Consider the following 24,715-nt stretch of genomic DNA (forward strand, 5'->3'; position numbering starts at 1 on the left):
TCTATGCCCGCGTCGGCAGGGCGTGTAGCTCAGCGGGAGAGCACTACGTTGACATCGTAGGGGTCCCTGGTTCGATCCCAGGCACGCCCACCAGCCGGACCAGCCAGCACATCTCGTTCTTGCGCGGACCCGCCGGATTCGGCGGCGCGTTCGCGCGCGCCCGGACGGGCCGCATGCCGCGCGGCGGCCTGGCGCCGCCGCGGCGCGCCGTCCCCCCGACAAAGCACCACGTCCCTGCCGGCAGCGTCTTTTGTCGCCGCCGCGACGGTCGCCATGCCACGACCGGCAGCGCGGCTTGACAAGCGCGGCGCCGGCACGTCACTATTGTCTTCTAATACAACATAATGTTCTCACATAGAAGACAGAAGGGGAAGAGCATGACCCGTCCCGACAAAGGCGCGCGTGCCGCGCTGACCCGCCGCAGCCTGCTCAAGGCGTCAGCAGGCCTCGCGGTCGGCGCCGGACTGGCCGCGCCCTATGTACGCCGCGCCGCCGCGGCCGACGATTTCGTCGTCGTCAACAGTTGGGGCGGAAGCTGGCTCGAGGCGGCACGCAAGAACTTCTTCGACCCCTTCACCGAGGCGACGGGTATCCGCGTCGAGACGGTCTCGCCGGTCTCCTTCGCCAAGCTCGTCGCCCAGTCGCAGACGGGCGCCTACGACTTCGACGTCACCACGCTCGGCGGTGCGGCGCTCTACCAGGCGCAAGAGGCCGGCGTGCTGGCGCCGACCGAAGGCAATTTCGACGCGAGCCAGGTGCCCGAGGGCAACGTGATGTTCAACGGCGTCGCCTCGCACGCCTATTCCTTCAACGTCACCTATCGCAACGACACCTTCGCCGACGGCAAGGGGCCGCAGTCCTGGGCCGAGTTCTGGGACACCGCGGCCTTCCCCGGCCCGCGCACGCTGCCGGTCTATCCCTCCGAGACCATCGCCTTCGCGCTGCTGGCCGACGGCGTGGCGCCCGAGGAGCTCTATCCGATGGACCTCGACCGCGCCTTCGCCAGCCTCGACCGGCTGAAGCCGGACCTGCGCGTGTTCTGGCAGTCGGGCGCCCAGGCGATCCAGCTCATCCAGGACCGCGAGGTCGCCGCCGGCGGCCTGTGGGCCTCGGGCGCGCGCACGCTCGAGGACAACGGCGTGCCGGTCACGCTGGTGCGCAACCAGGCGCTGGTCGACCGCGCCTTCTGGTGCGTATCGAAGGGCACGCCGCGCGCCGAGAACGCCTGGAAGTACATCCAGTTCGCCACGCAGCCCGAGCCGATGGCCGGCTTCTGCCGCGACAACAACATGGGCCCGATGGACGAGCGCGCCTTCGAGCTGATCGACGCGGAGGTCGCCAGGACGATGCCGACCCACCCCGACAACATCGCCGTGTCGGTGTGGCAGGACGTCGAGGACGTCGGCAGCCGCCTGACGGAGATGACCAAGCGGTTCGAGCGCTGGATGGCCTCCTAGCACCGTTCGCCGTTCCTGTGCGGCCGGAGGGCGTCCCGCGTCGTCCGGCCGCCTCCCGACGCCAGTCAGCCGCGCCAGCCGGCGCCGGCCTTGCCCAGGTCTTCATGCCTCCTTCGCCAGCGATCACCCCGCCGCCGGGCCGCGCCGCGACGCTCGAGCCCGTCGCCGTCGAGCGCCTGCGCCGGATCGGCCGTCCGCCGCTGCGCGGCGAAGCCGACCTGATGGCGCCCGGCGCGCTCGCCGCACTGCAGCCGTCGGCGCTGAGCTGCAGCCACTACTTCGTGGAGCGCCTGTTTCGCGACCGCTGGTCGATCCGCTGCGAAAGCCTCGACCTCGACGCCGAGGGCGCCGGTATCGCGCGCTACGCCATCGAGGCCGGCGGCCGGCGCTTCGAGTTCGTCGCGCTCGCCAACCCGCCGGTCGAGGGCGGCCGCAGCGGCCGCGTGCTCGACGGCGAGCGCGACATGAACGGCGGCCTGTACGAGGGCCGGGCGACCGACCGCCAGATCGAGACCATGCGCCGCGAGATGCCGAAGATCTACGCCGGCCGCGCCGAGCCGGACACGCTGATCTGGTGCCGCAGCAACCGCAGCATGCGCGTCTTCGAGCATGTCGTGGGCCGGCTCGCCGCCGGGCGCCAGCCCGATCCCGAGCGGATCGCCGAGATCGGCTATCTGATGCGCAATGTCGGCATCGAGGGCAACGGCATCTACGGCACCCGGCCCTTCCTGACCTACGGCCGCGACCACCCGCTCGGCGCGCCGTACATGGCGCAGATGCTCGCCGGCTACATGATGCGCGAGTTCTCCTTCGACCTCGCCGAGCATCTGGCCCGCGTCGGTTCGCCCGGCGCGGCCGCGCTCGACCCCGCCTTCAAGCGCTTCATCGGCATCGGCAACGGCTCGGCCATCGGTCTCGTCTTCTTCGTCTACAACCGGCCGCAGTTCCTCGGCCGCTGGCTGGAGATGCGCGAACGGCTGATCGCCAGCGCGGCCGCGCTGCACCTTGCCGACGACGATCCGCGCCGCGCCACGCTGGCGGCCCTGCTCGAGCGCGCCGCGCGCTTCGTCGCGGAGGACCGCGTCGGCGAGGACGGCGGGACGGCCAACGCGCAGCGCAGCGCCGAGCTTCGCGCGCTCGCCGCCGCGTTCGCGGCCGACGCCACGCTGGGCCGGCCCGTTCGCCGGCTTCTCGACAAGGCATGGGCCGAGTGCGCCGGCGCGACCGCCGAGACGGTGCTGTCCTGCGTGATGGACCTGATGCCGGAGCTGCGCGACCGGCTGCTCGCATGCTTCGTGGTCGACGAGGACCCGCCGCCGGCGCCGCGCATGCGGCTCGGCGACATCGCCGGGCTGATCGAGCGCCAGTACGGCTGGGCGCTGGCGACCGACACCGAGACGCCGTCGGCGAACCACTTCGTCTGGTACCAGTCGATCTCCAACGACGAGCCGCGCCGCGGCACGCGCCACGACACCCCCGCCACGCACAACATGCTGCGCAACGTCGTCGGCGGCGTGAAGGCGCTGCTCGCCGACATCCGCGCCTTCGGCGAAACGGGCGACACGGCGGACTTCCTGCTCGCCCATCCCGAGCATCGCCACACGGCCCAGCGCATCGAGCATCTGCGCGACGCGCGCTTCCACACGCCGCACTGCAACCCCTTCGCCGAGGACTTCCGCGCGCTCGATCTCGTGCGTCTGATCATGGTCGGCTTCTACGGACTGGCCAAGCCGGTCGACTATCTCGACCGCAACGCGCGCGGCATCATGTTCCACGGCGCGCCGGCGCGCGGCGAGATCGGCCGCACCCTGGAGCCCGGCTGGCACCTGCCGCTGATGCCGCGGGCCGTGCCGTGACCGGCGTCGCCGACGACGCCGCGCCGGCGCCGCCCGTGCTGGTCCGCCCGCGCGAGGCGCGCACGGTGTGCAGCCGCATCCTGCGCCAGAGCGCCTGGGACTGGGGTCTCGAGCCGGCGGTCACCGCCATGGTGCTGGCGGCCGAGCACGACGGGCTGGGCGGCCTGCGCGCGCTCGCCGAGGACTGGCCCGCCATCCGCAGCGCCGCGCCGCGGCGCATGAGCGTCCGGCGCCACGCCGACGGCATCGTCTTCGACGCGGCGGGCTGCCATGCCCTGGTGGCGGCGCCGTCGATCCTCGATCGCCTGCTGCCGGCCGCCGGCGACGGCCCGGCGGAGGTCGCCGTGACGCGGTGTCCGGCCGCCCGGCTGCTCGGCGCGCTCGTCCGGTTCGCCGCGCGCGACGGGCTGGCCCTCGCGGTCGAGGCGGACGGCGACGCGGCCCGCCTCGCCGCGCGCCGCGCCGCGGCGGCCGAGCCCTTCGACCCGCTCGCCCTGTCGCGCGCCGACCTGACGGTCGAGCGGGCGCTTTGGGCGCGGCTCGGCCGCACCGCGGCCGGCTACCTCATTCCCGAATCCGCCGTCTCGCGCAGCCACGCGGGAGACGGCACCCGCGCATTCCCGCTCGCCGACGCCCAGGGCACGCGCCCGGGCCGCGGCGGCTGACGAACCAACCAGACGAGGACAAGCATGCTGATCGACGGACTGCAGTGCGGCCATTTCAACCGGTCGTCCTTCGAGGAGCTGAAGACCGCCGGCGTCACCTGCGTGACGGTGACCTGCGGCTTCTGGGAGGGGGCGCTCGATTCGCTCGATTCGATCGCCCGCTGGCGCGACCTGGTGCGCGCCAATGCCGACATCGCGCTGATCGCCAGCGGCGTCGCCGACATTCGCCGCGCCGACGCCGAGGGCAAGGTCGCCGTGCTGCTCGGCTTCCAGAACACCAACTGCCTGCAGGGCCGCATCCGCTTCGTCGAGCTGTTCGCCGAGCTCGGCACGCGCGTGCTGCAGCTCACCTACAACAACCAGAACGAGCTCGGCGGAAGCTGCTACGAGGAGCACGACTCCGGCCTGGCGCGGTTCGGCCGCGAGGTCATCACCGAGATGAACCGCAGCGGCATGCTGGTCGACCTGTCGCATGTCGGCGACCGCACCACGCTCGACGCGATCCGCTGGTCGAAGAAGCCGGTCGCCGTCACCCACGCCAACCCGAAATCGGTCTTCGACCACCGCCGCAACAAGAGCGACGAGGTGCTGCGGGCGCTGCGCGACACGGGCGGCGTCATCGGCTGCGCCACCTACCGCAACATCGTCGGCGACGAGCATTGCCAGACGGTGGAGGCGTGGGCCGGGCTGGTGGCGCGCGCGGTCGACATCGCCGGCATCGATCACGTCGCCTTCGGCACCGACACCAACCACAACAAGGTGGTGCCGGACGACCTCGACTGGATGCGCAAGGGCTACTGGACGCGCGGCGAGGACTTCGGGGCGGGCTCGGCCGCGCGGCCGGGAGCGGTGCCGCCGCCGTCGTGGTACCAGCGTCCGAGCCAGCTCTCTGTGCTGCGCCAGGGCCTGGTGTCCTTCGGCTTCAACGACGAGGAGGCCGACAAGATCGCCTTCGGCAACTGGCTGCGGCTCTACGGCGAGGTCTTCGGATGACCGGCACCGCCGGCCGGCGTCCCGGCACCTTCGTCCTGGTGCACGGGTCGTGGCACGGCGGCTGGTGCTGGGCGCGTCTGGCGCGCCGCCTCGTCGCGGCGGGCCATCGCGTGCTGGCGCCGTCGCTCACCGGCCATGCCGACCGCGCGCATCTTCTGTCGCCGGCCGTCGGCCTGTCGACGCATGTCGAGGACATCGCCGCCCTGCTGGTGCACGAGGAGATCGACGACGCCGTGCTCCTCGGCCACAGCTATGGCGGCATGGTGGTGACGGGCGTCGCCGACCGGCTGCCCGGCCGCATCCGGCTGCTCGCCTATCTCGACGCGCACGTGCCGGACGACGGCCAGTCGATGTGCGACCTGATCGGCGAGGCGGTGACGCAGCGGCTGAGGGCGCGCGTCGACGCCGAGGGTTTCGGCTGGATCCTGCCGGCCTCGCCCGCCGCCATGTTCGGCACCGGGGGCGAGGATGCGGCCTGGATCGACCGCAAGGCGACGCCGATGCCCTGGCGCTGCTATGCCGAGCCGGTCGCGCTTGCCGGCGGCCTCGCCGACGTGCGCGCCCGCGCCTATCTGCGCTGCACGCGGCACGAGCGCGTCTACTTCGACGCCGCCGCCGGGCGCGCCCGCGCGGCCGGCTGGCCGGTGCGCGCGCTGCCGGCCGCCCACAACGCGATGATCACCCACCCCGATCTCCTGGCCGAGGCGCTGCTGGCGCTGCTTGCCGAAACGGCTCAGCCGTAGGCGTCGCCCCACGGCTTGAAGCCGCCCGATTCGTTCATGAACCGGCTGACCGCGCGCATCAGCGCCAGCCGGCTCCGCTCGACGTCGATGCGGTCGTAGGGACCGGCGATCGACAGCACCGCGATGATGCGCTGCTGCGCGTCGAACACCGGCGCGCCGACGGCAAGGATCTCCGCCTTCTCGCCGCGGTGCGAGGTCGCGAAGAACGCGCCGCGCACGCGCTCCAGCGTCTGCGCGTCGGGCAGCGCGATGCCCTGCGCGACGAGCTTGGCCCGGTGCTCGGGCGAGACGAAGGCGGCGAACACGCGGCCGGACGCGGTGTTCTCGATCTTCATCGTCGTGCCGACCCGATAGCTGACGCGCAGCAGGTCCTGCGTCATCACCTCCTCGATGATGTAGAGCACGTCGTTGTCGAGAACGGCGAGCGACACGCTCTCGCCGAGCTCGGCCGAAAGCGCCTCCATGATCGGATGCATGCGCTTGCCGAGGCCGGCCTGGTTGAACGCCACGCTGCCGATCCGCGCGGCGTGCAGCGTCAGCCTGTAGGCGCCTTCCGGCGTGCCTTCCACCCAGCCCGCCTCGACCAGCGTCACCAGCTTCTGGTAGTTGCTGGCGCGCGAGCCGCCGATCGCGCGCGCCAGCTCGGCGAAGCGCACGGGCCTGTTGAAACCGGCGATCGTGTCGAGCATCGCGAGCGTGCGGAGCGAGGAGCTCAAGGCGCGCGTGCCGCCGCGCGCCTGGTCGTTCGTGATGCCCGGCTTCGTGGTCAAGTTGCGCTCCCGTTGCTCGATGCTTCCGCAGGCGAGTGATTATCCACCGGGCGGTGGTTGACAACCCCCGCGCCGCTCCGGCTAATGTCTTCTTATAGAAATCACTGTCTGCTATAAACAGACAAATGGGAGGAGCAGGCCGCAGATGGCGCAGACGATGCCGGATGGCGCGACGAGCGACGAGCCGACGGACCACAGCCCGCCGCGGCCGCTGCTGTCGCCCGGAGTCACCCGTCCGCTGCGCCCCTGGCTTCTGCTCGCGCCGGCGATCGTGTTCGTCACCGGCCTCTTCCTGGTGCCGCTTGCCGGCATCCTGCGGCTTTCCGTCGTCGGCCCGGACGGCTTCACCCTGGAAGCCTACGGCGCCTTCTTCACCGACCCGTTCTATCTGCGCATCCTCGGCCGCACGCTGGCGGTCGCGCTGACCGTGACGGTCTTCTGCATCCTTCTCGGCTATCCGATCGCCTATGTCGCGGCGCGCTACGGCGGCCGGCTGGGAACCGCGCTGATCCTCATCGTGACGATGAGCTTCTGGACCTCGTTCCTGGCGCGGACCTATGCCTGGATGGTCATCCTCGGCTCGCAGGGCCTGCTGTCGACGGTGCTGCGCGGCCTCGGCTGGGAGGAACCGCCGCAGCTCCTGTTCACCGGCATCGCGGCCAACATCGGCATGATCCACATCCTGCTGCCCTTCATGGTGCTGTCGCTGTTCGCGGTCATGCAGCGCATCGACCCGAGCCTGCTCAAGGCCTCCGCCGGCCTCGGCGCCACGCCGTTCCAGACCTTCCGCACCGTCTTCCTGCCGCTGTCGGCGCCGGGCATCATCAACGGCTCGGCGCTGGTCTTCATCGTCTGTCTCGGCTTCTACGTGACGCCCGAGCTGCTCGGCGGTCCGCAGGACCAGATGATCGCCCGGCTGATCGGCTCGCAGATCGAGCAGCTTCTCGACTGGCGGGAAGCGGCGACCATGGCGGCGGTGCTGCTCGCGGTCACGCTGGCGCTGTTCGCCGTCTACGATCACTTCTTCGGCCTCGACCGGCTGTGGCGCTCGTGACCGGCGGGAGCGCATGGAGCCGGGGAGCGCCGCTGCTGCCCCGGCTGCTGGCAGTGGCGGTTGCCGCCTTCGTGCTGCTGCCGATGCTGCTGGTGGTGGTGATGTCGTTCGGCGAGGGCACGTCGCTGCGCTTTCCGCCGAGCGCCTTCACGCTCGACTCCTACGCCGCCTACGTGACGCGGCCGGACTGGATGCAGCCGACGCTCAACAGCTTCGTCATCGCGCTGGCATCGGCGGCGATCACGCTGCTCGTCACCACGCCGGCGGCCTTCGCCTTCGCGCTGTTCGACTTTCCCGGCAAGCGCCTGGTGCGGCTCATGATCATGATGCCGCTGATGGTGCCGTTCATCGTCATGGCGCTCGCCTACTTCTTCTTTTTCGGCCGCACCGGGCTGCTCAACACGATGACGGGCGTCGTCATCGCCCATGCCTGCCTGTCGGTGCCGATCGTCTTTCTGATCCAGTCGGCCAATCTGAAGAGCTTCGACTGGACGCTGATGCGTGCCTCGGCGTCCTGCGGCGCCGGGCCGCTGACGTCGTTCCGCCACGTGGCGCTGCCGCTGCTGCGGCCGAGCTTCCTGGTCGCAGGCCTGTTCGCCTTCATCACCTCGTTCGACGAGACGGTGATCGCGCTCTTCATCTCCGGACGCGCCGCCTCCACGCTGCCGCGCCGCATGTTCGAAAGCGTGCGCCAGGAATCCGACCCGGTGGTGGCCGTGGTCTCGACACTCCTCTTCGTCGTGGTGGTGGTCGCCGCGCTCGCGGTGGCGTGGCGGCAGAGCAGGAAGCAGTGAGCCCGAAGGACAGCCCGTGCATCAGCCCTCCCCCGACCCGTTCCTGCGCCTGGAAGGCGTCAGCAAGCGCTACGCCGGCGGCGCCCTGCGCGCCGTCGACGACGTCTCGATCGACATCAGGCGTGGCGAGTTCCTGAGCCTGCTCGGCCCCAGCGGCTCGGGCAAGACGACCACCTTGATGATGATCGCCGGCTTCGAGCTGCCAAGCGACGGGCGCATCGTGCTGTCCGGGCGCGACATCGTCGGCATTCCCGCGCACCGGCGCAACTTCGGCATGGTCTTCCAGAACTACGCCCTGTTCCCGCACATGACGGTGTTCGACAACGTCGCCTACCCGCTGCGCCTGCGCAAGCTGGCGCCGGATGCGATCGCCGAGACCGTCGGCCGCTATCTCGAGATGGTCGGCCTGACGAGCTATGCCGACCGCCGGCCGAACGCGCTGTCGGGCGGCCAGCAGCAGCGCGTCGCGCTCGCCCGCGCGCTCGTCTTCGATCCCGCCGTGGTGCTCATGGACGAGCCGCTCGGCGCCCTCGACAAGAACCTGCGCGAGCAGCTCCAGTTCGAGATCAAGGCGCTGCAGCGCAAGCTCGGCATCACGCTGATCTACGTCACCCACGACCAGAGCGAGGCGATGACGATGTCGGACCGGATCGCCGTCTTCAACGCCGGCCACATCGAGCAGATCGCCGCGCCGATCGAGATCTACCGGCGGCCGGCGACCCGCTTCGTCGGCGAGTTCGTCGGCGAGAGCAACATGTTCGAGGCGACCGTCAGCGACCCGCAGGCGGGCGTGGTGTCGACGGCGATCGGCCCGGTGCGGGCGGCGGCGCCGCTCGACTGCGCCCGCGATGCCCCGGTGCTCGCCATGATCCGGCCCGAGCTGATCCGTCCGGCCGACGCGCCGCCCGCCGACAACGGCACGACGCTCACCGTCGCCAGCATCGTCCACTTCGGCGACCGCGTCGCCGTGGAGGGCAGCACGGCCGACGGCCACACGGTGCGCCTGCGCCTCAGCGACCGCGAGGCCGCCGCGCTGGCGCCCGGCGCCGATCTCGCGGTGAGCTGGCGGCCGGACGACGTGCACCTGCTCGTGCCATGAAGCCGGCGGCCGACGGCTTCGCCGGCTGGAGCATCGCGCGCCTGAACGAAGGCTACCGCAGCGGCGCCGTCTCGCCGGTCGAGGTGGCGCGCTGGGCCGCGGCCGAAGCCGAGGCGATCAACGCCCGGCACGGCACCGTGCTCACGCACGTCGCCGCGCAGGAGGCGCTGGCGGCGGCCCGCGCATCGGAAGCGCGCTGGTGTGCCAGCCGCCCGCTCGGCCCGCTCGACGGGGTGCCGGCGACGATCAAGAACCTGTTCGCCGTCAAAGGATGGCCGCTCGACTTCTGCAGCCTGACCGTGACGCCCGGCGCGGGTCCGCAGGACGATGCGCCGCCCGTCGCACGGCTGCGCGAGGCGGGCGCGGTTCTGCTCGGCTACACGGCCGCGCCCGAATTCAGCTGGAAGCTGGTGACCGACAGCGCCCGCTACGGGGTCACGCGCAATCCGCACGACGCCACGCGCAGCGCCGGCGGCAGCAGCGGCGGCGCCGCGGTCGCGGCGGCGGCAGGCCTGGCACCGCTCAACGTCGCCTCCGACGCCGCCGGCTCGATCCGCATTCCGGCCGCCTTCTGCGGCGTCTTCGGCATGAAGCCGACCTTCGGCACGGTCGCCGCCTACCCCGCCGGACCGCTCACCCATGTCGGTCCGCTCGCCCGGCGGGTGGCCGACGCCGCGCGGCTTCTCGACGTGCTCGGCCGGCCCGACCGGCGCGACTGGTACAACACCCCGTTCGACCGCGCCGACGCCTTCTCGCACGCGCTCGGCCGCGACATAGCGGGACTGCGCGTCGCCTATGCCCCGTCGCTGTGCGGCCTGCAGGCCGATCCGGAGGTCGAACGGCGCGTGGCGGCCGGCGTGCGGCATCTGGAGGCGCTCGGCGCCGAGATCGCGGAGGCCGAACCCGACCTTCCCGATCCGCGACGGGTCGGCCAGGTGTTCTTTTCCGGCGGCTACCGCGCGCGCCTCGCGGCGATGGACGACGCGGCGCGCGCGCAGGTCGATCCGGGCCTCCGCCGGCTGGCCGAAGAGGCCGCGCGGTTCACCGCCGACGACATCCGCCAGGCGCACGACACGCGCTACCGGCTTGGCGCGGCGCTGTGCGCCTTCTTCATGCGCCACGACGTGCTGGTCACCCCGACCGCCGCCGTCCCCGCGCTGCCGCTCGGCCGCAACGCGCCGGCGGGCCATCTTGAGCACGACCTGACCGGCTGGAGCGTCTTCACCTACACCTTCAACCTGGCGCAGAACCCGGCCGCGAGCCTGCCCTGCGGCCGGACGGCCGCCGGGCTGCCGGTGGGCATGCAGATCGTCGGCCGCAAGTTCGACGACGCCCGCGTGCTGGCGGTCGCCGCGGCGCTGGAGCGCGCCGGCGTCGACGCGGCCTGAGCGGCCGCCGTCTCAGGCCGGATAGGGCGCCGGATCGACCGCGTGGCGGGCGAGCGGGTGCACGTCGACGCGCACCATCCAAGGGAACGCCGGCATTCCGGACAGGATCTCGTGCAGCTCGGTCGCGTCGCGCGCGCGCCACACGCCCCAGTTCTCGAAGCGGCCGGGCACCCGCCACATGCGCACCAGGTGGCCCTTTTGGGCGAGCTCGGCGGCGTGCGCGCGCTCGTCGACGATGATGCGCTCCTTGAGCTCCGGGTCCATGTCGTCGGACCAGCGCAGGGTGATGTTGACGAGGAATTCCACGGCGTGTCTCCGTTATCACTGGTGCGCGGCCTGCCGGTCGGCAAGCACGGCGCGGCTGGTGTTGTGGCCCGGCAGGCCGGTGACGTAGCCGCCCGGCCAGGTGCCGGCGCCGCTCAGATAGAGCCCGGCGAGCGGCGTGCGGTAGTCGTCGGCCGCCGGGTGCGGCCGCGCGCCGATGAGCGCGCCGGGCAGCATGTCGCCATGGGTGATGTGCGAGCCGACGAGGCCGAGCTCGGCCTCCAGCTCGCGCGGCCCGATGAAGCGGTGGTCGACGATGCGCGCCGGCAGGTCGGGCATGAACGCGGCCAGAACGTCGATGCAGTGGCGGCCGAAGCGCTCGGTCTCCGTCGACCAGTCGCCCTCGCGCAGCGTGTAGGGGGCGTGCCAGACGTTGATGCTCATCAGATGGCGGCCGGGCGGCGCCACCCCGGGCGAGGTGACGCTCGGGATCAGCCCCCACATGATCGGTCCCTGCGACGGCATGCCGGCGAGCCCGTCGGCGACCGCGCGCTCGATGTAGCCGAGCGAGTGGGCGATGCGGAACTGGCTGCCGGCGATGGCCGCCGCGCCGACGCCGTCGGGCAGGCCGCGATACTGCGGCAGGCCGTCGAGCGCCAGCGCGATCTTGAAGGCCGAGCCGCGCATCGGCACGGCGGCCGCCTCGCGGCGCAGCGCCGCGCCGACCGCCCGGTCGTCGACCAGGTCGCCAAACAGCGTCTTCGGGTTGATCGCCGAGATCACCACCGGTGCGTGGTGGCTGTCGCCGGCCGCGGTGACGATGCCGTTGGCGCGCTCCCCGTCGTGCAGCACGCGGGCGACGCGCGTCTCGCGCAGCACCGTGGCGCCGTGCGCCAGGCACACCGCCTCGATGGCGTCGATGATGGCGCCCATGCCGCCGACCGGCAAGCCGGTCGAGCCGCGCAGCGCCACGCCGCGCGGGTCGTCGGCGGCGGCCGGCGGCGAGGAGGCCATGGAGATCGGCCGCAGCATCAGGCCGATGGCGGTGCCCGGTGCCGACGGCGGCGCCAGCGTGGCGTTGAGCGCCACCATGCCGAGCAGCGCCTTGGCCTGGTCGGAGACGAGCGCGCCGTCGAGCAGCTCGCGCAGGCTGCCCATGACCACCTGCTCGAACAGCCGCTGCTGCTCGGCCGGCAGGTCGCGCGCCATCGCCGCCAGCCCGCGCGCCGGCTCGTAGAGCGACACGCCGAGATGCCGGGCGAGCGTCTCGAGGCGGCCGAGCAGCTCCTGATAGCGCGCCGCCTCGCCCGGCGCGAAGGCGTCGAGCTGGGCGGCGACGGCGGCGCGGTCGCGCCAGCCGATGAAGGCGCGCCCGGGGAAGGCGTGCACCACGGTGGGGTCGGCGCGCTCGAAGCGCAGGCCGTAGCGCTCGAGCTCGAGCTCGGCGACGATGCGCGGCTCGAAGGAACCCGGCGAATTGGTGATGGCGCAGCGGTAGCCGGGCATGAACTCGTAGGTTCCGCACGGTCCGCCGAGCGTGTCGCGCGCCTCCGCGACGAGCACCTTGAGCCCGGCCTTGGCGAGATAGGCGGCGCAGACCAGGCCGTTGTGACCGCCACCCACGATGATGGCGTCGTAGCGGCCGGCCGCACCTTCGCTTGGCTTTTGCATGTCGGTGTCCAGGCTGCGGGCGGCGGACCGGGGCGACGGCGTGCCGCCCCGGTCCGCTGGCCTCATTGCGGCAGGTGGTCGTTGCTGAAGTAGGTCTCGGCCGGCTTGCGCCCGCTCATGCCGCCATAGGCCTCGAGCGTGGCGTTCATCGCGTCCCAGTCCTCCTCGGCCATCCAGCCGAGCGGCTTGCCCTCGGTGTTGGCGGTGTGCAGCGACGCCTCGTAGGCGGCCAGGATGCCCTTGTGGAAGTCCTCCGGCAGCGTGTTGCCGGTCTTGTCGAGGAAGATCGACACCGCCTCGTCCTTGTTGGTGAGCGTGTACTCGACGCCCTTGCGCGTCGCCGTCACGAAGCGCCGCACGACGTCCGGGTTCTCGGCCAGGAAGTCGTTGTTGACGACGATGCCGAAGGCCAGGTTGGTGACGCCCCAGTCGGCGTAGCGCAGCACCGAGACCTGCTTGCCCTGCGCCTCGAGCTGCGGCGCGTAGTAGTAGTCGTCGCCGCTCAGGCAGTCGAGCTGGCCCGAGGCGGCGGCCGCGAACTTGGCGTCGCCGGGCATGTTGACCAGCGAGATGTCGTCGCTGTCGATGCCGTTGGCCTTGAGGAAGGCGGGCAGGATCTGGCCGTCCGAGCCGGTCGGCGTCGAGCCGATGCGCTTGCCGACGATGTCGGCCGGCGTCTCGACGTCGTCGCCGATGCAGATCAGCGAGATCGGGCCGCTCTGCCAGAAGCCGGCGACCGCGGTGATCGGCACCCCGGCCGAGATCGACTGGGCCGCCGTCGACAGGCTGGCATGGCCGATCGGGTCGCGCCCCTCGCCGACGACCATCGTCGTCGTCTTGGAGCCCTGGCCCTGCTGGATGTCGACGTCGAGGTCGACCTCGTCGTAGAAGCCCTTCTCCTCGGCCACCAGCATCGGCGTCTGGCCGGCCCACCAGCTCCAGTCGAGCCGCAGGCTGATCTGGTCGGCCGCCGCGGCCGGCCCGACGGTCAGGGCGCAGGCGCCGAGTGCCGCCGCCAGTCTGCGCAGTGTCATGCTCATGCTCTTCTCCTCCGTTGACGAAGTCATTGCACCGGGGCCCGCTCGGCCTCTTCGGTCTGGTCGGCGTCGTCGCTCAGCACCCCCATGCGCTGGAAGCGCGCGAGAATGTCGTCGACCAGCCGGTTGAACGCGGGCGCGCCGCGCATCGCCAGGCGGCGCGGCCGCGGCAGGTCGACCGTCAGCGTCGCGTCGACCCGGCCCGGCCGGGGCGCCATCACGATGATGCGGTCGGACAGGAACACCGCCTCCTGCACGCTGTGCGTGACGAACAGCACCGTCGGCCGCGAGCGCAGCCACAGCTTCTGCAGGTCGATCATCATCTGGTCGCGCGTCAGCGCGTCGAGCGCGCCGAACGGCTCGTCCATGAGAAGCAGCGACGGATCGTGCACCAGCGCCCGGCAGACGCTGACGCGCTGGCTCATGCCGCCGGAGAGCTGGTGCGGATAGGCGGTCTCGAAGCCGTCCAGCCCGGCCGCCTTGAGCAGCTCGCGCGAGCGCTGCAGATAGGCCTCGCGCGGCAGCCGGCGCGCCTCGGCCTGGATCATCACGTTGTCGATCACCGAGCGCCAGTCGAGCAGCACCGGGCGCTGGAAGACGATGCCGACATCGGTCTCCGGCTTGTCGACGGTGCGCCCGGCGATGGCGACGGTGCCGCGGCTGGCCAGGTCGAGGCCGGCGATCAGCCGCAGCAGCGTGCTCTTGCCGCAGCCGCTCGGCCCGACGATCGACACGAACTCGCCCTCGGCGATGTCGAAGCTGGTCGGCGACAGCGCCTCGAGGGTGCCGTAGGTCTTGCCGACGCGGTCGATGGAAATCGATTTGCCCATTGTTGCCTCCCGCTGCTCAGGCCGCGTCCTGGCGCACCGAGCTGTGCCACGGCATCAGCGCCCGCTCCGCCCACTGGACCAGCGCGAAGCTGACCACGCCGATGATGACCAGGAAGAACAGCGCGGCGAACATCAGCGCCGTCTGAAGCTGGCCGCTGGCCAGAAGAATGAGATAGCCGAGCCCGCGGTCGGCGCCGACGAACTCGCCGACCACCGCGCCGACGACGGCCAGCGTGATGCACACCTTGAGCCCGCCGAAGATGCTCGGCAGCGAGGCCGGCAGATAGATCTTGCGGAAGATCTCCGCTTCCGACAGGCCCATCGAGCGGCCGAGATGCACCATGTCCTGCGGCACGCTCTTCAGCCCGACCACGGTGCTGACGACCACGGGGAAGAAGGCGACCAGCACGCCGATCATCACCTTGGTGCCGAGCCCGAAGCCGAGCCACACGATGACCAGCGGCGCCAGCGCCACCTTGGGGATCGCCTGGCTCATCACGAGCAGCGGATAGACCATGTTCTCGCACCAGCGGTAGCGCGCGATGGCGAAGGCGAGCGGCACCGCCACGACGATCGACAGAAGGAAGGCGAGCGTCGTCTCGAAGGCGGTGATGCCGGTGTGGTAGAGCAGCGTCTCGAACTGCGCGACGATGACCGTGAACACCGAGGCCGGAGACGGCAGCAGGTAGGGCGCCGGCTCGAACAGCACGACGCCGAGCTGCCAGGCCAGGCCGATCAGGAGCAGCGACAGGAGCGGGTAGAGCGCCCGCGCGTTGCTGCGTATCATTTCCGTGGCGCGCGACGGGCGCGCCAGGGTCTGCGTCTCGCTCATCATCCTCTCTCCGGGTTCAGTCGGGCGCCGCCCCCGCACGACCCGTGCGGGGGCTCGCATGGCGCGATGCGGCGACTGCCGCCCTACTGCATCGGAACGAAGCTCTCGCGGAAGAGCCTCAGCCAATTGCCCCCCGCGATCTTTTCGACCTCCTCGGACGAGAAGCCCTTGCGCTCCAGCGCCTCGAGGATGGTGGGGAAGTCGACCGGCGACTGGAACCAGGACGGCCAGCGCGAGAAGCCCTTGATCGGCACGGCGCTCTCGCGCGACCAGCGACCGGCGCGCCACCACTTGATCTGGCTTTCCGGCCAGCCGTCATAGTAGTCGGTGCCGATGCCGACATAGTCGACGCCGATCAGGTCGACCGTCCAGGCGACCATGTCGATGAAGGTGTCGAGCGTGCAGTCGGAGCCGTCGCGCATGATCTTGGGATACATGCTGAGCCCGATCACGCCGTCGCGCTCGGCCAGCCGCTTGATCAGCTCGGTCGACTTGTTGCGCCGGTTGAGCTCGATGTCGGTGCCGACGAAGGCGGACGGGTTGGCGTGCGTGATGGCGATCGGCCGCGACGACAGCTCGATGGCGTCGCGCGAGCTGCGCTCGGTGCAGTGCGACACGTCGATCAGCATGCCGAGCCGGTTCATCTCGGCGATGACGGTCTTGCCGAAGAACTGCGACACGCCGTTCTCGTCCGGCTCCCAGCAGCCCGAGGCGATGCGGTTCTGCACGTTGTAGGTGAGCTGCACGATGCGCACGCCGAGCTTGTGGAAGATCTCGATCAGCTCGATGTCGTCCTCGAAGGGCGAGGTGTCCTGGAAGCCGTAGACGATCGCGGTGCGGCCGGAGGCGGCGATCGCCTCGATCTCCTCGGCCGTGGTGGCGAGCGCGATCAGGTCGGCGTTCTCCTCGAGCAGGCGGTTCCACTCGCCGATCGCCGACAGCGTCTCGCGCGCGCTCTCCCAGATCGCCAGGGTGACGTGCACGCACGCCACGTTGCCCTTGCGCCATTCGAGGAAGCGCTCCCTCTCGGGCTTGTTGTACTGAAGCGCGTCGATGACGATCGGCGCGCGGCCCTGCTGAGCGCTTGGGGTGCTCATCGGCTGGTCCTTTCTTCTTGCACGTCTGTTGTCTTGAAATCAGTAGGCGAAGGGGTCGGCCGCGGCTGCGTGCTCGACGACCATCGCCTTGATCTGGGTGAACTCGTCGAGCGCCTCGGGGCCGTTCTCGCGGCCGAGGCCCGACTGCTTGTAGCCGCCGAACGGCACGCGCATGTCGATCGCGCGGTAGGTGTTGACCCACACCGAGCCGGCCTGCAGGCGGCGGCCGACGCGGCGGATGCGGCCGACGTCGCGCGTCCAGAAGCCGGCCGCCAGGCCGTAGTCGACGCCGTTGGCCAGCGCCACGGCCTCGTCCTCGCCGTCGAAGGTCTGCAGCGCGACGACCGGGCCGAACACCTCCTCGCGGCAGATCGTCATGTCCGGGCCGACGCCGTCGATCACGGTCGGCGCGAACCAGAAGCCGCCGGCGAGCGCGCCCTCCATGGCCGGGCTGGCGCCGCCGATCGCTGCCCGGCCGCCGCCGTCGAGCGCCTCCTCGACGAAGCCGCGGATGCGCGCGAGCTGCCGGGCCGAGGCGATCGGGCCGATATGCGTCTCCGCGGCGGTCGGATCGCCGATGCGCAGCCGCGCGATCGCGGCGCGGTACTTGTCGAGGAAGCGATCCTTGAGGCTGGCATGCACCAGCAGCCGCGAACCGGCGACGCAGGTCTGGCCGGTGGCCGAGAACGCGCCCTGGGTCGCCGCGATGACGGCGGAGTCGAGATCGGCGTCCTCGAACACGATGTGCGCCGACTTGCCGCCCGCCTCGCACACGAAGCGCTTCATCTCGCCGGTCACCTTGGCGCCGAGCCGGCGCGCGGCCGGCGTGCTGCCGGTGAAGCTGACCATCGCGGTGGCCGGGTGCGTCGCCAGCCGCTCGCCGATCGCCGCGTCGCCGATCACCGTGCTGAGCACGCCGCGCGGAAAGCCGGCCTCGAGGGCCAGCTCGGCGAGCCGGATCGAGGAGGCCGGGGTGTCCGCCGGCGGCTTGAGGATGACCACGTTGCCGGCCGCCAGCGCCGGCGCCACCTTCCACGAGCCGAGCGACAGCGCGCCGTTGAACGGGGTGATCGCCACCACCACGCCGAGCGGCTCGCGCAGGATGTGCGCGTCGGCGCTGCGCGACAGCTCGCGCCGCTGGTCGCTGTGCGTCTCGATGACGCTCGCATAGAAGTGGTACCAGCGCGCCGTCGCGCGCATCTCGCCGGTCGTCGTGCGCAGCGGCTTGCCGTTGGCCAGCGTCTCGAGCCGGCCGAGCTCCTCGGCGTTGGCGGCGATCAGGTCGCCAAGCGCGCGCAGCAGCACCGCCCGCTCGGCGCCCGTCGTCTCGCGCCAGGCCGGCGCGGCGAAGGCCGCGGCGGCGCCGTCAACGGCCGCCTCGGCGGCGGCCGGCGAGACCATGGCATGCGCCCAGGTGCGGCCGGTCGCCGGATCGACCAGCGGCACCGCCTCGCCGTCCGGCTCGACCGTGCGGCCGGCGACGTGCGAGGTGAAGACGGGCAGCCCGTCGCTGCCCTTGGGACGGTCGGCGAGACCGGCGGCGTGTGTCATGCGGAAACTCCTTGGGTCGCGGTGGTCAGCGCCTGGCGCACCTCGGGCCGTTCCATGTGATGGCAGGCCGCCAGGTGGTCCGCGGCGACGGGCCTGAGCGGCGGCTCCTCGCTGCGGCACAGATCGGTGGCGAAGGGGCACGAGCGCTGGAAGCGGCAGCCGGGCGGCGGTGCCGCCGGGTCCGGCGGCTCCGACCGCACGTCGAGCCGGGCGCGCGCCCGCTCCGCCTTCGGGTCGGGCAGCGGCACGGCCGACAGAAGCGCGTGCGTGTAGGGGTGATGCGGCACGCTGAACAGCCGGTCGCGCGGCGCCGTCTCCATCACCTTGCCGCCATACATCACCACGATGCGCTGCGAGACGTAGCGCACGACGCCGAGGTCGTGGGTGATGAACAGGTAGGTCAGGCCGCGCTCGCGCTGCAGGTCGATCAGCAGATTGAGGATCTGCCCCTGGATGCTGACGTCGAGCGCCGACACCACCTCGTCGAGCACGATGAAGCGCGGCTCGACGGCCAGCGCGCGGGCGATGGCGACGCGCTGGCGCTGGCCGCCCGACAGCTCGACGGGGTGGCGGTCGGCCATCTCCGGCCGCAGCCCGACGCCGTCGAGCAGCGTCTGCACGCGCCGCGCCCGCTCCTCGCGACCGGCGAGCCCGTGCACGGCCAGCACCTCCGACAGCGCGGCGCCCACGGTCATGCGCGGGTTGAGGCTGGCGAACGGGTCCTGGAAGACGAGCTGGCAGGTGCGCGGCAGCGCGCCCGGCCGGGCGGCGAGTTCGGCCTGGCTCTCGCCGAAGATGCGCACGCCGCCGCCGCTGACCGGCGCCAGGCCGAGCAGCGCCCGCCCCGTCGTCGTCTTGCCGCTGCCGCTCTCGCCGACCAGGCCGACCGTGGTGCCGGCCGGAATGTCGAAGGAGACGCCGTCGACGGCGCGCACGATGCCGGTCTGCCGGCGGAAGACGCCGCTGCGGATGGGAAACTGCACCTTCAGCCCGTCGACGACGATGCCCTCGTCGCCGGCCTGCGGCATGGCGTTGCGCGTGGTGGTCATGGCCGGCTCGCCCCCGTGAGACCGGATGTGCGCCCGCCGGCCGCCGCGGCCCGCCAGGGATCTATGACGCAGCGGATCAGGTGGCCGCTGCCCGGCTCCTTGGCCTCCAGCGCCGGCAGGCCGTCGGTGCAGCGCGGCTCGGCATGGCTGCAGCGCGGATGGAAGGGACAGCCCGACAGCGGCCGCAGCGGATCCGGCGGCAGCCCGGCGATCGGCTGCAGGCGCCGGTCGGCCGGCGCGTCGAGCTTGGGGATCGAATCGAGCAGCGCGCGCGTGTAGGGGTGGCGCGGCGTCTCGAACAGCCGGTCGGTCTCGGCCGTCTCGACCACCCGGCCGGCATACATGACGGCGATCGTGTCCGACACGCCGGCGACCACACCGAGGTCGTGCGTGATCAGCACCAGCGCCATGCCGAGCTCGCGGCGCAGCCGGTCGATCAGCCGCAGGATCTGCGCCTGGATCGTCACGTCGAGCGCCGTGGTCGGCTCGTCGGCGATCAGCAGCTTCGGGTTGCCGCTGATCGCCATGGCGATCAGCACGCGCTGGCGCATGCCGCCCGACAGCTCGTGCGGATAGGCGGCGAGCCGCGTCGCCGCGCCCGGGATGCCGACCATCTCGAGCAGCTCGATGCAGCGCTTGCGCGCGTCGCCCCGGCTCATGCCGTCGTAGCGCACCAGCGGCTCGGCCATCTGCGCGCCGATGCGCATCGACGGGTTGAGCGCCGACAGCGCGTCCTGCGAGATCAGCGCCAGGCCGTGGCCGCGGATGCGCCGCATCTGGCGCGCCGACAGCGCGGCCAGGTCCTGCCCCTCGAAGCGCGCGCGGCCGGCGGTGATGCGGCCGGAGCCCGACAAGAGCCGCAGCACGGCGAGCATCGTCTGGCTCTTGCCGCAGCCCGATTCGCCGACGATGCCGAGCGCCTCGCCGGGACGGACGGAGAAGGAGACGTCGTTGACGACGTGGATCGGTCGCTGCGCGCTGCCGTAGCTGACGCGCAGGTTCTCGACCTCGAGAACGGGCCGGCTCGGCTCGGAACGGCGGGTGGGGATCGCGTTCATCGCTCAGGCCAGCTTAATTTTCGGGTTGAAGTAGGCGTAGAGCACATCGACGGCGAAGTTGATCGCCACGAAGGCCAGCGCCAGCACGAGGATGCCGCCCTGGATCAGCGGGATGTCGCGCGTCGAGATCGCCTGGTACATGGCCAGCCCGATGCCCGGCCACGAGAACACCGTCTCCGTCAGCACAGCGCCGCTCAGCAGGAAGCCCATCTGCATGCCGATCACGGTGATGACCGCCGGCATCGCGTTGGGCAGCGCGTGGAAGAGCACGATCCGCGCCTCGCCGACGCCGCGGCTGCGCGCGGTGCGCACATAGTCGCTGTTGATGACCTCGAGCAGCGAGGAGCGCGTCATGCGGGCGATGGCGGCGAGCGACCAGGCGGCCAGCGTCACGGTCGGCAGCAGCATGTGCGCCATCAGGTTGAGCGGGCCGCCGTCGCCCGACGACATGCCGCTGACCGGCAGCAGCCGCAGATGCAGGCCGAAGATCAGGATCAGCACCAGGCCGAGCCAGAAGGAGGGCATGCTGTTGAGGAACAGGACGCCGACGGTCAGCCCGCGGTCGCGCAACGAGCCCGGCCGCACCGCCGCCCAGGTGCCGGCCGCGATGCCGGCCGCCGAGGCGAGCGCGATCGCGGCGAAGGCGAGCAGCGCGGTGTTGGCCATGCGGTCGGCCAGCACCTCGATGACCGGCCGGGCGAAGGTGAAGGACTGGCCGAAATCGCCCTGCGCCAGATTGCCGAGATAGTAGAGGTACTGCACGACCATCGAGCGGTCGAGGCCGAGCGCGGTGCGCAGCCGCTCGCGCGCCTCGTCCGAGGCGCCGGGCCCGAGCAGAACGTCGGTCGGATCGCCGGGGATGATCTGCGACAGCAGGAAGGTGGCGAGCGTGACGCCGAGCACCACCGGCACCGTCTGCAGCGCGCGTCTGAGGACGAAGGTGAACATGCCGCGTCTCCCTCAGAGCCGGTCGCGCCGGGTGCGCGGGTCGAGCAGGTCGCGCGCGCCGTCGCCGAGCAGGTTGAAGCCGATCGCGAGGAACACGATGGCGAGGCCGGGAATGGTGGCGACGTGCGCGGCGGTGGCGAGCGCCATGCGGCCGCCGCTCAGCATCTGGCCCCAGTCGGGCGTCGGCGGCTGCGGGCCGAGGCCGAGGAAGCTCAGGCTGGCGGCCAGGATGACGTTGCGGCCGGTCTGCAGCGTGCCGTAGACGAGCGCCGGCGCCAGCACGTTGGGCAGCACGTGGCGCAGCGCGATGCGCATGTTGCCGTAGCCGAGCGCCCTTGCCGCCTCGACGTAGAGCTCTTCCTTCACGCCGAGCACGACGCCGCGGATGATGCGGCCGAAGGCGGGAATGGTGACGACCACCATGGCGATGATCATCGAGTTGAGACCGGGGCCGAGCGCGGCGCTGACGCCGAGCGCCAGGAGGATGCCCGGGAAGGCGAACATCACGTCGAAGACGCGCATCACCACGCTGTCCCAGGCGCCGCCGAGATAGCCGGCGAACAGGCCGATGGCGCCGCCGATGACGAGCGCGATGACCGTCGGCACGACGGCGACGAGCAGCGCCAGCCGGGCGCCGTAGATCAGCCGGCTCAGGATGTCGCGGCCGAGCTCGTCGGTGCCGAGCAGGTAGCCCTCCGACAGCGGCGGCAGGTAGCGCTCGATCGGATTGGCGAAGAACGGGTCGTGCGGCGCCAGCAGCGGCGCGAACGCCGCCACCAGCACGACCGCCACGACCATGGTGAGACCGATGGCCAGGCTGCCGTTCGCGAACAGCCGGCCGACGCCCGAAAGCAGCATCGGCACACCGCGCACCAGGGGTCTCGCCTCGCTCATCGCTCCCTCCCCCGTGCGGCCCTCAGGCCACGGTCCAAAGCTTGCCGAGGTCGGGAATGACGTCGCGCAGGCCGAGATAGCGCAACGCCCGCCACAGCGTCGCCTGGTTGCTGGTCACCACCGGCACGCCCGTGTCCATCTCCAGGTAGGGGATGACGGGGAAGGTGCGGTAGGTGCCGCAGGAGATCAGGATGGCGTCGGCGCTACCGGCCTGGCGGAAGACGTCGCGGCCGAGCCGGTAGGCGCTGTCGGCGTCGTGCACGCTGGCCTCGAACGGATCGGTGATCTGCAGCCCGCCCATCGCGACGACCTCGAAGCCCTGCGCCTCCATGTAGCGCGTCATCTGGGCGTTGACCTCGTCGGTGTAGATCGTTCCGACGGCCACCTTCCTGGCGCCGAGCGCCTTCAGGCCGTCCATCATCGCGGCCATCATGGTGATGGCCGGGATGCCGGTCTCCTTCTCGATCTCGGCGACGACCTCCTCGTCGTGGCCGGCGCCGCGCAGGAAGGTGCCGGGGGCGCCGCACTGCACGATCAGGTCGACCTTGGCGGTGGCGAGCTGGCGCGCCGCCTCGAGCACCTGGCCCATCATCACCTTGAGCCCGGCCTCGTCGACCCGCGGCACGATCGTCCGCGCGTCGGCGAAGGCAACGCCGGTCGGCGCCACGGAGCGCCATTCCTCGGCGCCCTCGATGGCCGTTGCCGGCCGCATCTGCCCGATCCGGGCACGCCACCCCAACATCATGATCCTAGTCCTCCGTTTGCGAGTTTGATTGTGGCCGCCGGCCCGTCCTCCGTGCGTCCGGGAAGGACGCACGGAGCGGCCGTTTCACCAGCCGGGTGCGCGCTCGCGTCATGCGGGGCCGGGGCCGCGCATGGCGCGCCACGCGCTACTCGACCGACAGGCGGGCGTAGTCGATATAGACCGAGCCCGCCGGCTCGATGCCGTTGACGCTGTCGCGCACGATGCGCGGCAGGCGATCCTGGTAGAGGAAGATCCACGGCGCGTCGGCGGTGATCTTTTCGGCCGCCTCGACATAGAGCTCGGTGCGCCTGGCCGCGTCGGTCTCCTGCCGCGCCTGGCGGAAGGCCTCGTCGACCGCCTCGTTCTCGTACCAGCCGCGGTTGACGCCGTTCGGCGGCTGCTGCGCGCCGCTGAACATGCGCTCCAGCCAGTAGGCGCTGTCGGCGCCGGTGGTCCAGCCGTTGTAGGAGCCGTGATAGGCGTCGGGATAGCCGCCGCGCTCGGTCGACAGCAGCGTCGAGAACTCGAGATACTCGGGATCGATCTGCACGCCGACGGCCTTGAGGTCCTGCTGCACCAGCGTGATGAGCTGCGTGGCGAGGCCGAAGCCGGGGCCGCTGTTGGGCGACAGGATGTTGAGCGTCACCGGCGTGTCGATGCCGGCCTCCGCGATCAGCGCCTTGGCCTTCTCCGGATCGTAGCTGTAGCCGGCGATCGCCTCGCCCGCCTCCTCGGCGATCTCGTTGCCGCGCGGCACCGGGCTTGCCGCCGGCGCGGCCTGGCCGCCGAACAGCGCGGCGATCGCCTCGCGGTTGACGGCATAGTTGAGCGCCTGGCGGAAGGTCTTGTCGTCGGTCGGCGCGACCTGCGTGTTGAGGCGGATGAAGTAGGCGTTGGCGGGATCGGGATACTGCACCGCGAGGCCCGGCTGGCCGGAAAGCTGCGCCACCTGCTCGGCGCTGGCGCTCGGGATAACGTCGATCTCGCCGGTCTGCATGGCGATGGCGAGCGCCGTCGGATCGGTGATCGGCCGGAAGACCAGCTCCTCGATCTCCGGCACCGCGCGCCAGTAGCCGTCGTTGCGGGTCAGTTCGAGCGTCTGGCCCTGGGCGAAGGTGTCGAGCTGGAAGGGCCCGGTGCCGACGGGGTTGAAGCCGAGCTCGTCGCCCGGATTGGCTTCCAGCGCGGCCGGCGAGACGATCGACATGCGGCGGTCGCTGAGCAGGCGCGGCAGGCCCGAGAACGGCTCCTTCAGCCGGATGACGAAGGTCATCGCGTCGGTCGCCTCGGTGCCGTCGATCCAGCGCGTCAGGAACGACATGTTGCCGCTGGCGCGCTCGTCGAACACCGCCGCCTGCTCGTTCATCAGGCGGTCGAAATTGGTCTGCACGGCGGCCGCGTCGAGCGGCGTGCCGTCGTGGAAGGTGACGCCGTCGCGGATGGTGAAGGTGTAGGTCAGGCCGTCCTCGGAGACCGACCAGTCGGACGCCAGCGCCGGCACGATCTCGGGCGCGGTGTCGCTCGCCTTCGACAGGTCCTCGCGCACGAGCCCGTCATAGACGGCGTCGATCACCCGCAGGCCCACCGTGCCGTTGGTGCGGTGCGGATCGAGCGGCGGGATGGCGCCTTCCGAGCCGATCGTCACGGATGCGGCATGCGCCTCGGCGAAGAGCGGCGAGACGGGTGCGGCGAGCGCGACGAGGGCGACGCTCATGGCCCCGAGCCGGGACCGGAGGGCGGGCGTCATGATCATGGCATTCCCCTTTTTCTCTTTTCCTGATCCTGCCGCGCGCTGCGCACGGGACGGCCGGGCGACGGCGGGCAGCGGACGGAAACACTATGAGAGGGGGCGCGTTACATAATCAAATTTTAAAATCTTGCCTATTTATCAATATGAATTATCAATGCAACGAAGGGTGG

At 71.4% G+C, this 24,715-nt stretch carries 23 protein-coding genes and 1 tRNA gene; 10 read left to right on the forward strand and 14 right to left on the reverse strand.

Going from position 1 to position 24,715, the window contains the following annotated elements:
• The first annotated feature begins 18 nt into the window (after positions 1–18).
• From N1F89_RS02385 to N1F89_RS02410, 6 genes are all read left to right on the forward strand, one after another.
• Positions 19–93 (forward strand) — tRNA-Val (locus N1F89_RS02385).
• A gap of 284 nt (positions 94–377) precedes the next feature.
• A complete protein-coding gene (locus N1F89_RS02390) occupies positions 378–1,457 on the forward strand; it encodes an ABC transporter substrate-binding protein (RefSeq protein WP_290081126.1) in 1,080 nt (359 codons plus the stop codon).
• 104 nt (positions 1,458–1,561) lie between these two features.
• Positions 1,562–3,313, forward strand: a complete 1,752-nt coding sequence (locus tag N1F89_RS02395) for a hypothetical protein (protein WP_290081127.1) — start codon at positions 1,562–1,564, stop codon at positions 3,311–3,313.
• On the forward strand, positions 3,310–3,978 hold the full coding sequence (locus tag N1F89_RS02400) for a hypothetical protein (protein ID WP_290081129.1): 669 nt from the start codon (positions 3,310–3,312) through the stop codon (positions 3,976–3,978). Before N1F89_RS02395 ends, N1F89_RS02400 begins: the two co-directional genes overlap by 4 nt.
• A 24-nt stretch (positions 3,979–4,002) precedes the next feature.
• Positions 4,003–4,971, forward strand: a complete 969-nt coding sequence (locus N1F89_RS02405; protein ID WP_290081130.1) for a membrane dipeptidase — start codon at positions 4,003–4,005, stop codon at positions 4,969–4,971.
• Complete coding sequence (locus N1F89_RS02410) at positions 4,968–5,714, forward strand: alpha/beta hydrolase (protein ID WP_290081131.1); 747 nt, start codon at positions 4,968–4,970, stop codon at positions 5,712–5,714. The genes N1F89_RS02405 and N1F89_RS02410 overlap by 4 nt, the downstream gene beginning before the upstream one ends.
• On the opposite strand, the gene N1F89_RS02415 is transcribed toward N1F89_RS02410, so the two are convergent.
• Complete coding sequence (locus tag N1F89_RS02415; protein WP_290081133.1) at positions 5,705–6,484, reverse strand: IclR family transcriptional regulator; 780 nt, start codon at positions 6,482–6,484, stop codon at positions 5,705–5,707. The two genes, N1F89_RS02410 and N1F89_RS02415, sit on opposite strands and share 10 nt — an antisense overlap.
• A 145-nt stretch (positions 6,485–6,629) precedes the next feature.
• Between N1F89_RS02415 and N1F89_RS02420 the strand changes: the two genes are divergently transcribed.
• The 4 genes from N1F89_RS02420 to N1F89_RS02435 are packed head-to-tail and all read left to right on the forward strand — an operon-like array spanning position 6,630 to position 10,819.
• Positions 6,630–7,538: an ABC transporter permease gene (locus N1F89_RS02420; protein WP_290081135.1), complete on the forward strand. Its 909-nt coding sequence runs from the start codon at positions 6,630–6,632 to the stop codon at positions 7,536–7,538.
• A 53-nt stretch (positions 7,539–7,591) separates the two neighbouring features.
• Entirely contained in the window at positions 7,592–8,332 is a 741-nt protein-coding gene (locus tag N1F89_RS02425) for an ABC transporter permease (RefSeq protein ID WP_290081138.1), read from the forward strand.
• A 16-nt stretch (positions 8,333–8,348) separates the two neighbouring features.
• The gene (locus tag N1F89_RS02430) at positions 8,349–9,431 is read left to right on the forward strand and encodes an ABC transporter ATP-binding protein (RefSeq protein ID WP_290081140.1); all 1,083 of its coding nucleotides are present in this window, start codon (positions 8,349–8,351) and stop codon (positions 9,429–9,431) included.
• A complete protein-coding gene (locus N1F89_RS02435) occupies positions 9,428–10,819 on the forward strand; it encodes an amidase (protein ID WP_290081143.1) in 1,392 nt (463 codons plus the stop codon). Before N1F89_RS02430 ends, N1F89_RS02435 begins: the two co-directional genes overlap by 4 nt.
• Before the next feature lie 12 nt (positions 10,820–10,831).
• On the opposite strand, the gene N1F89_RS02440 is transcribed toward N1F89_RS02435, so the two are convergent.
• The 13 genes from N1F89_RS02440 to N1F89_RS02500 form a co-directional block, all read right to left on the reverse strand.
• Positions 10,832–11,125: a muconolactone Delta-isomerase family protein gene (locus N1F89_RS02440; RefSeq protein WP_290081150.1), complete on the reverse strand. Its 294-nt coding sequence runs from the start codon at positions 11,123–11,125 to the stop codon at positions 10,832–10,834.
• 15 nt (positions 11,126–11,140) lie between these two features.
• Entirely contained in the window at positions 11,141–12,754 is a 1,614-nt protein-coding gene (locus N1F89_RS02445) for an NAD(P)/FAD-dependent oxidoreductase (RefSeq protein WP_290081152.1), read from the reverse strand.
• A 62-nt stretch (positions 12,755–12,816) separates the two neighbouring features.
• Positions 12,817–13,794, reverse strand: a complete 978-nt coding sequence (locus N1F89_RS02450; RefSeq protein ID WP_290081155.1) for an ABC transporter substrate-binding protein — start codon at positions 13,792–13,794, stop codon at positions 12,817–12,819.
• A gap of 23 nt (positions 13,795–13,817) precedes the next feature.
• Entirely contained in the window at positions 13,818–14,621 is an 804-nt protein-coding gene (locus tag N1F89_RS02455; RefSeq protein WP_290081157.1) for an ABC transporter ATP-binding protein, read from the reverse strand.
• 16 nt (positions 14,622–14,637) lie between these two features.
• Positions 14,638–15,453: an ABC transporter permease gene (locus tag N1F89_RS02460; RefSeq protein WP_290081159.1), complete on the reverse strand. Its 816-nt coding sequence runs from the start codon at positions 15,451–15,453 to the stop codon at positions 14,638–14,640.
• An 83-nt stretch (positions 15,454–15,536) separates the two neighbouring features.
• Complete coding sequence (locus N1F89_RS02465; protein ID WP_290081160.1) at positions 15,537–16,550, reverse strand: membrane dipeptidase; 1,014 nt, start codon at positions 16,548–16,550, stop codon at positions 15,537–15,539.
• Positions 16,551–16,589: 39 nt separating this feature from the next.
• Complete coding sequence (locus tag N1F89_RS02470; protein ID WP_290081163.1) at positions 16,590–18,101, reverse strand: aldehyde dehydrogenase family protein; 1,512 nt, start codon at positions 18,099–18,101, stop codon at positions 16,590–16,592.
• Positions 18,098–19,150, reverse strand: coding sequence for an oligopeptide/dipeptide ABC transporter ATP-binding protein (locus N1F89_RS02475; protein ID WP_290081165.1), 1,053 nt, complete (start codon positions 19,148–19,150; stop codon positions 18,098–18,100). The genes N1F89_RS02470 and N1F89_RS02475 overlap by 4 nt, the downstream gene beginning before the upstream one ends.
• On the reverse strand, positions 19,147–20,208 hold the full coding sequence (locus N1F89_RS02480; protein ID WP_290081166.1) for an ABC transporter ATP-binding protein: 1,062 nt from the start codon (positions 20,206–20,208) through the stop codon (positions 19,147–19,149). The genes N1F89_RS02475 and N1F89_RS02480 overlap by 4 nt, the downstream gene beginning before the upstream one ends.
• A gap of 3 nt (positions 20,209–20,211) precedes the next feature.
• Positions 20,212–21,156: an ABC transporter permease gene (locus tag N1F89_RS02485; protein WP_290081168.1), complete on the reverse strand. Its 945-nt coding sequence runs from the start codon at positions 21,154–21,156 to the stop codon at positions 20,212–20,214.
• A gap of 12 nt (positions 21,157–21,168) precedes the next feature.
• Positions 21,169–22,050, reverse strand: a complete 882-nt coding sequence (locus tag N1F89_RS02490) for an ABC transporter permease (protein WP_290081169.1) — start codon at positions 22,048–22,050, stop codon at positions 21,169–21,171.
• A gap of 22 nt (positions 22,051–22,072) precedes the next feature.
• Positions 22,073–22,762, reverse strand: coding sequence for an aspartate/glutamate racemase family protein (locus tag N1F89_RS02495; protein WP_290081172.1), 690 nt, complete (start codon positions 22,760–22,762; stop codon positions 22,073–22,075).
• A gap of 178 nt (positions 22,763–22,940) precedes the next feature.
• Positions 22,941–24,509: an ABC transporter substrate-binding protein gene (locus N1F89_RS02500; RefSeq protein WP_290081174.1), complete on the reverse strand. Its 1,569-nt coding sequence runs from the start codon at positions 24,507–24,509 to the stop codon at positions 22,941–22,943.
• Positions 24,510–24,715 lie beyond the last annotated feature (206 nt).

This window comes from Aquibium sp. A9E412 (assembly GCF_030398335.1).
In the GTDB taxonomy this organism is placed as follows: Bacteria; Pseudomonadota; Alphaproteobacteria; order Rhizobiales; family Rhizobiaceae; genus A9E412.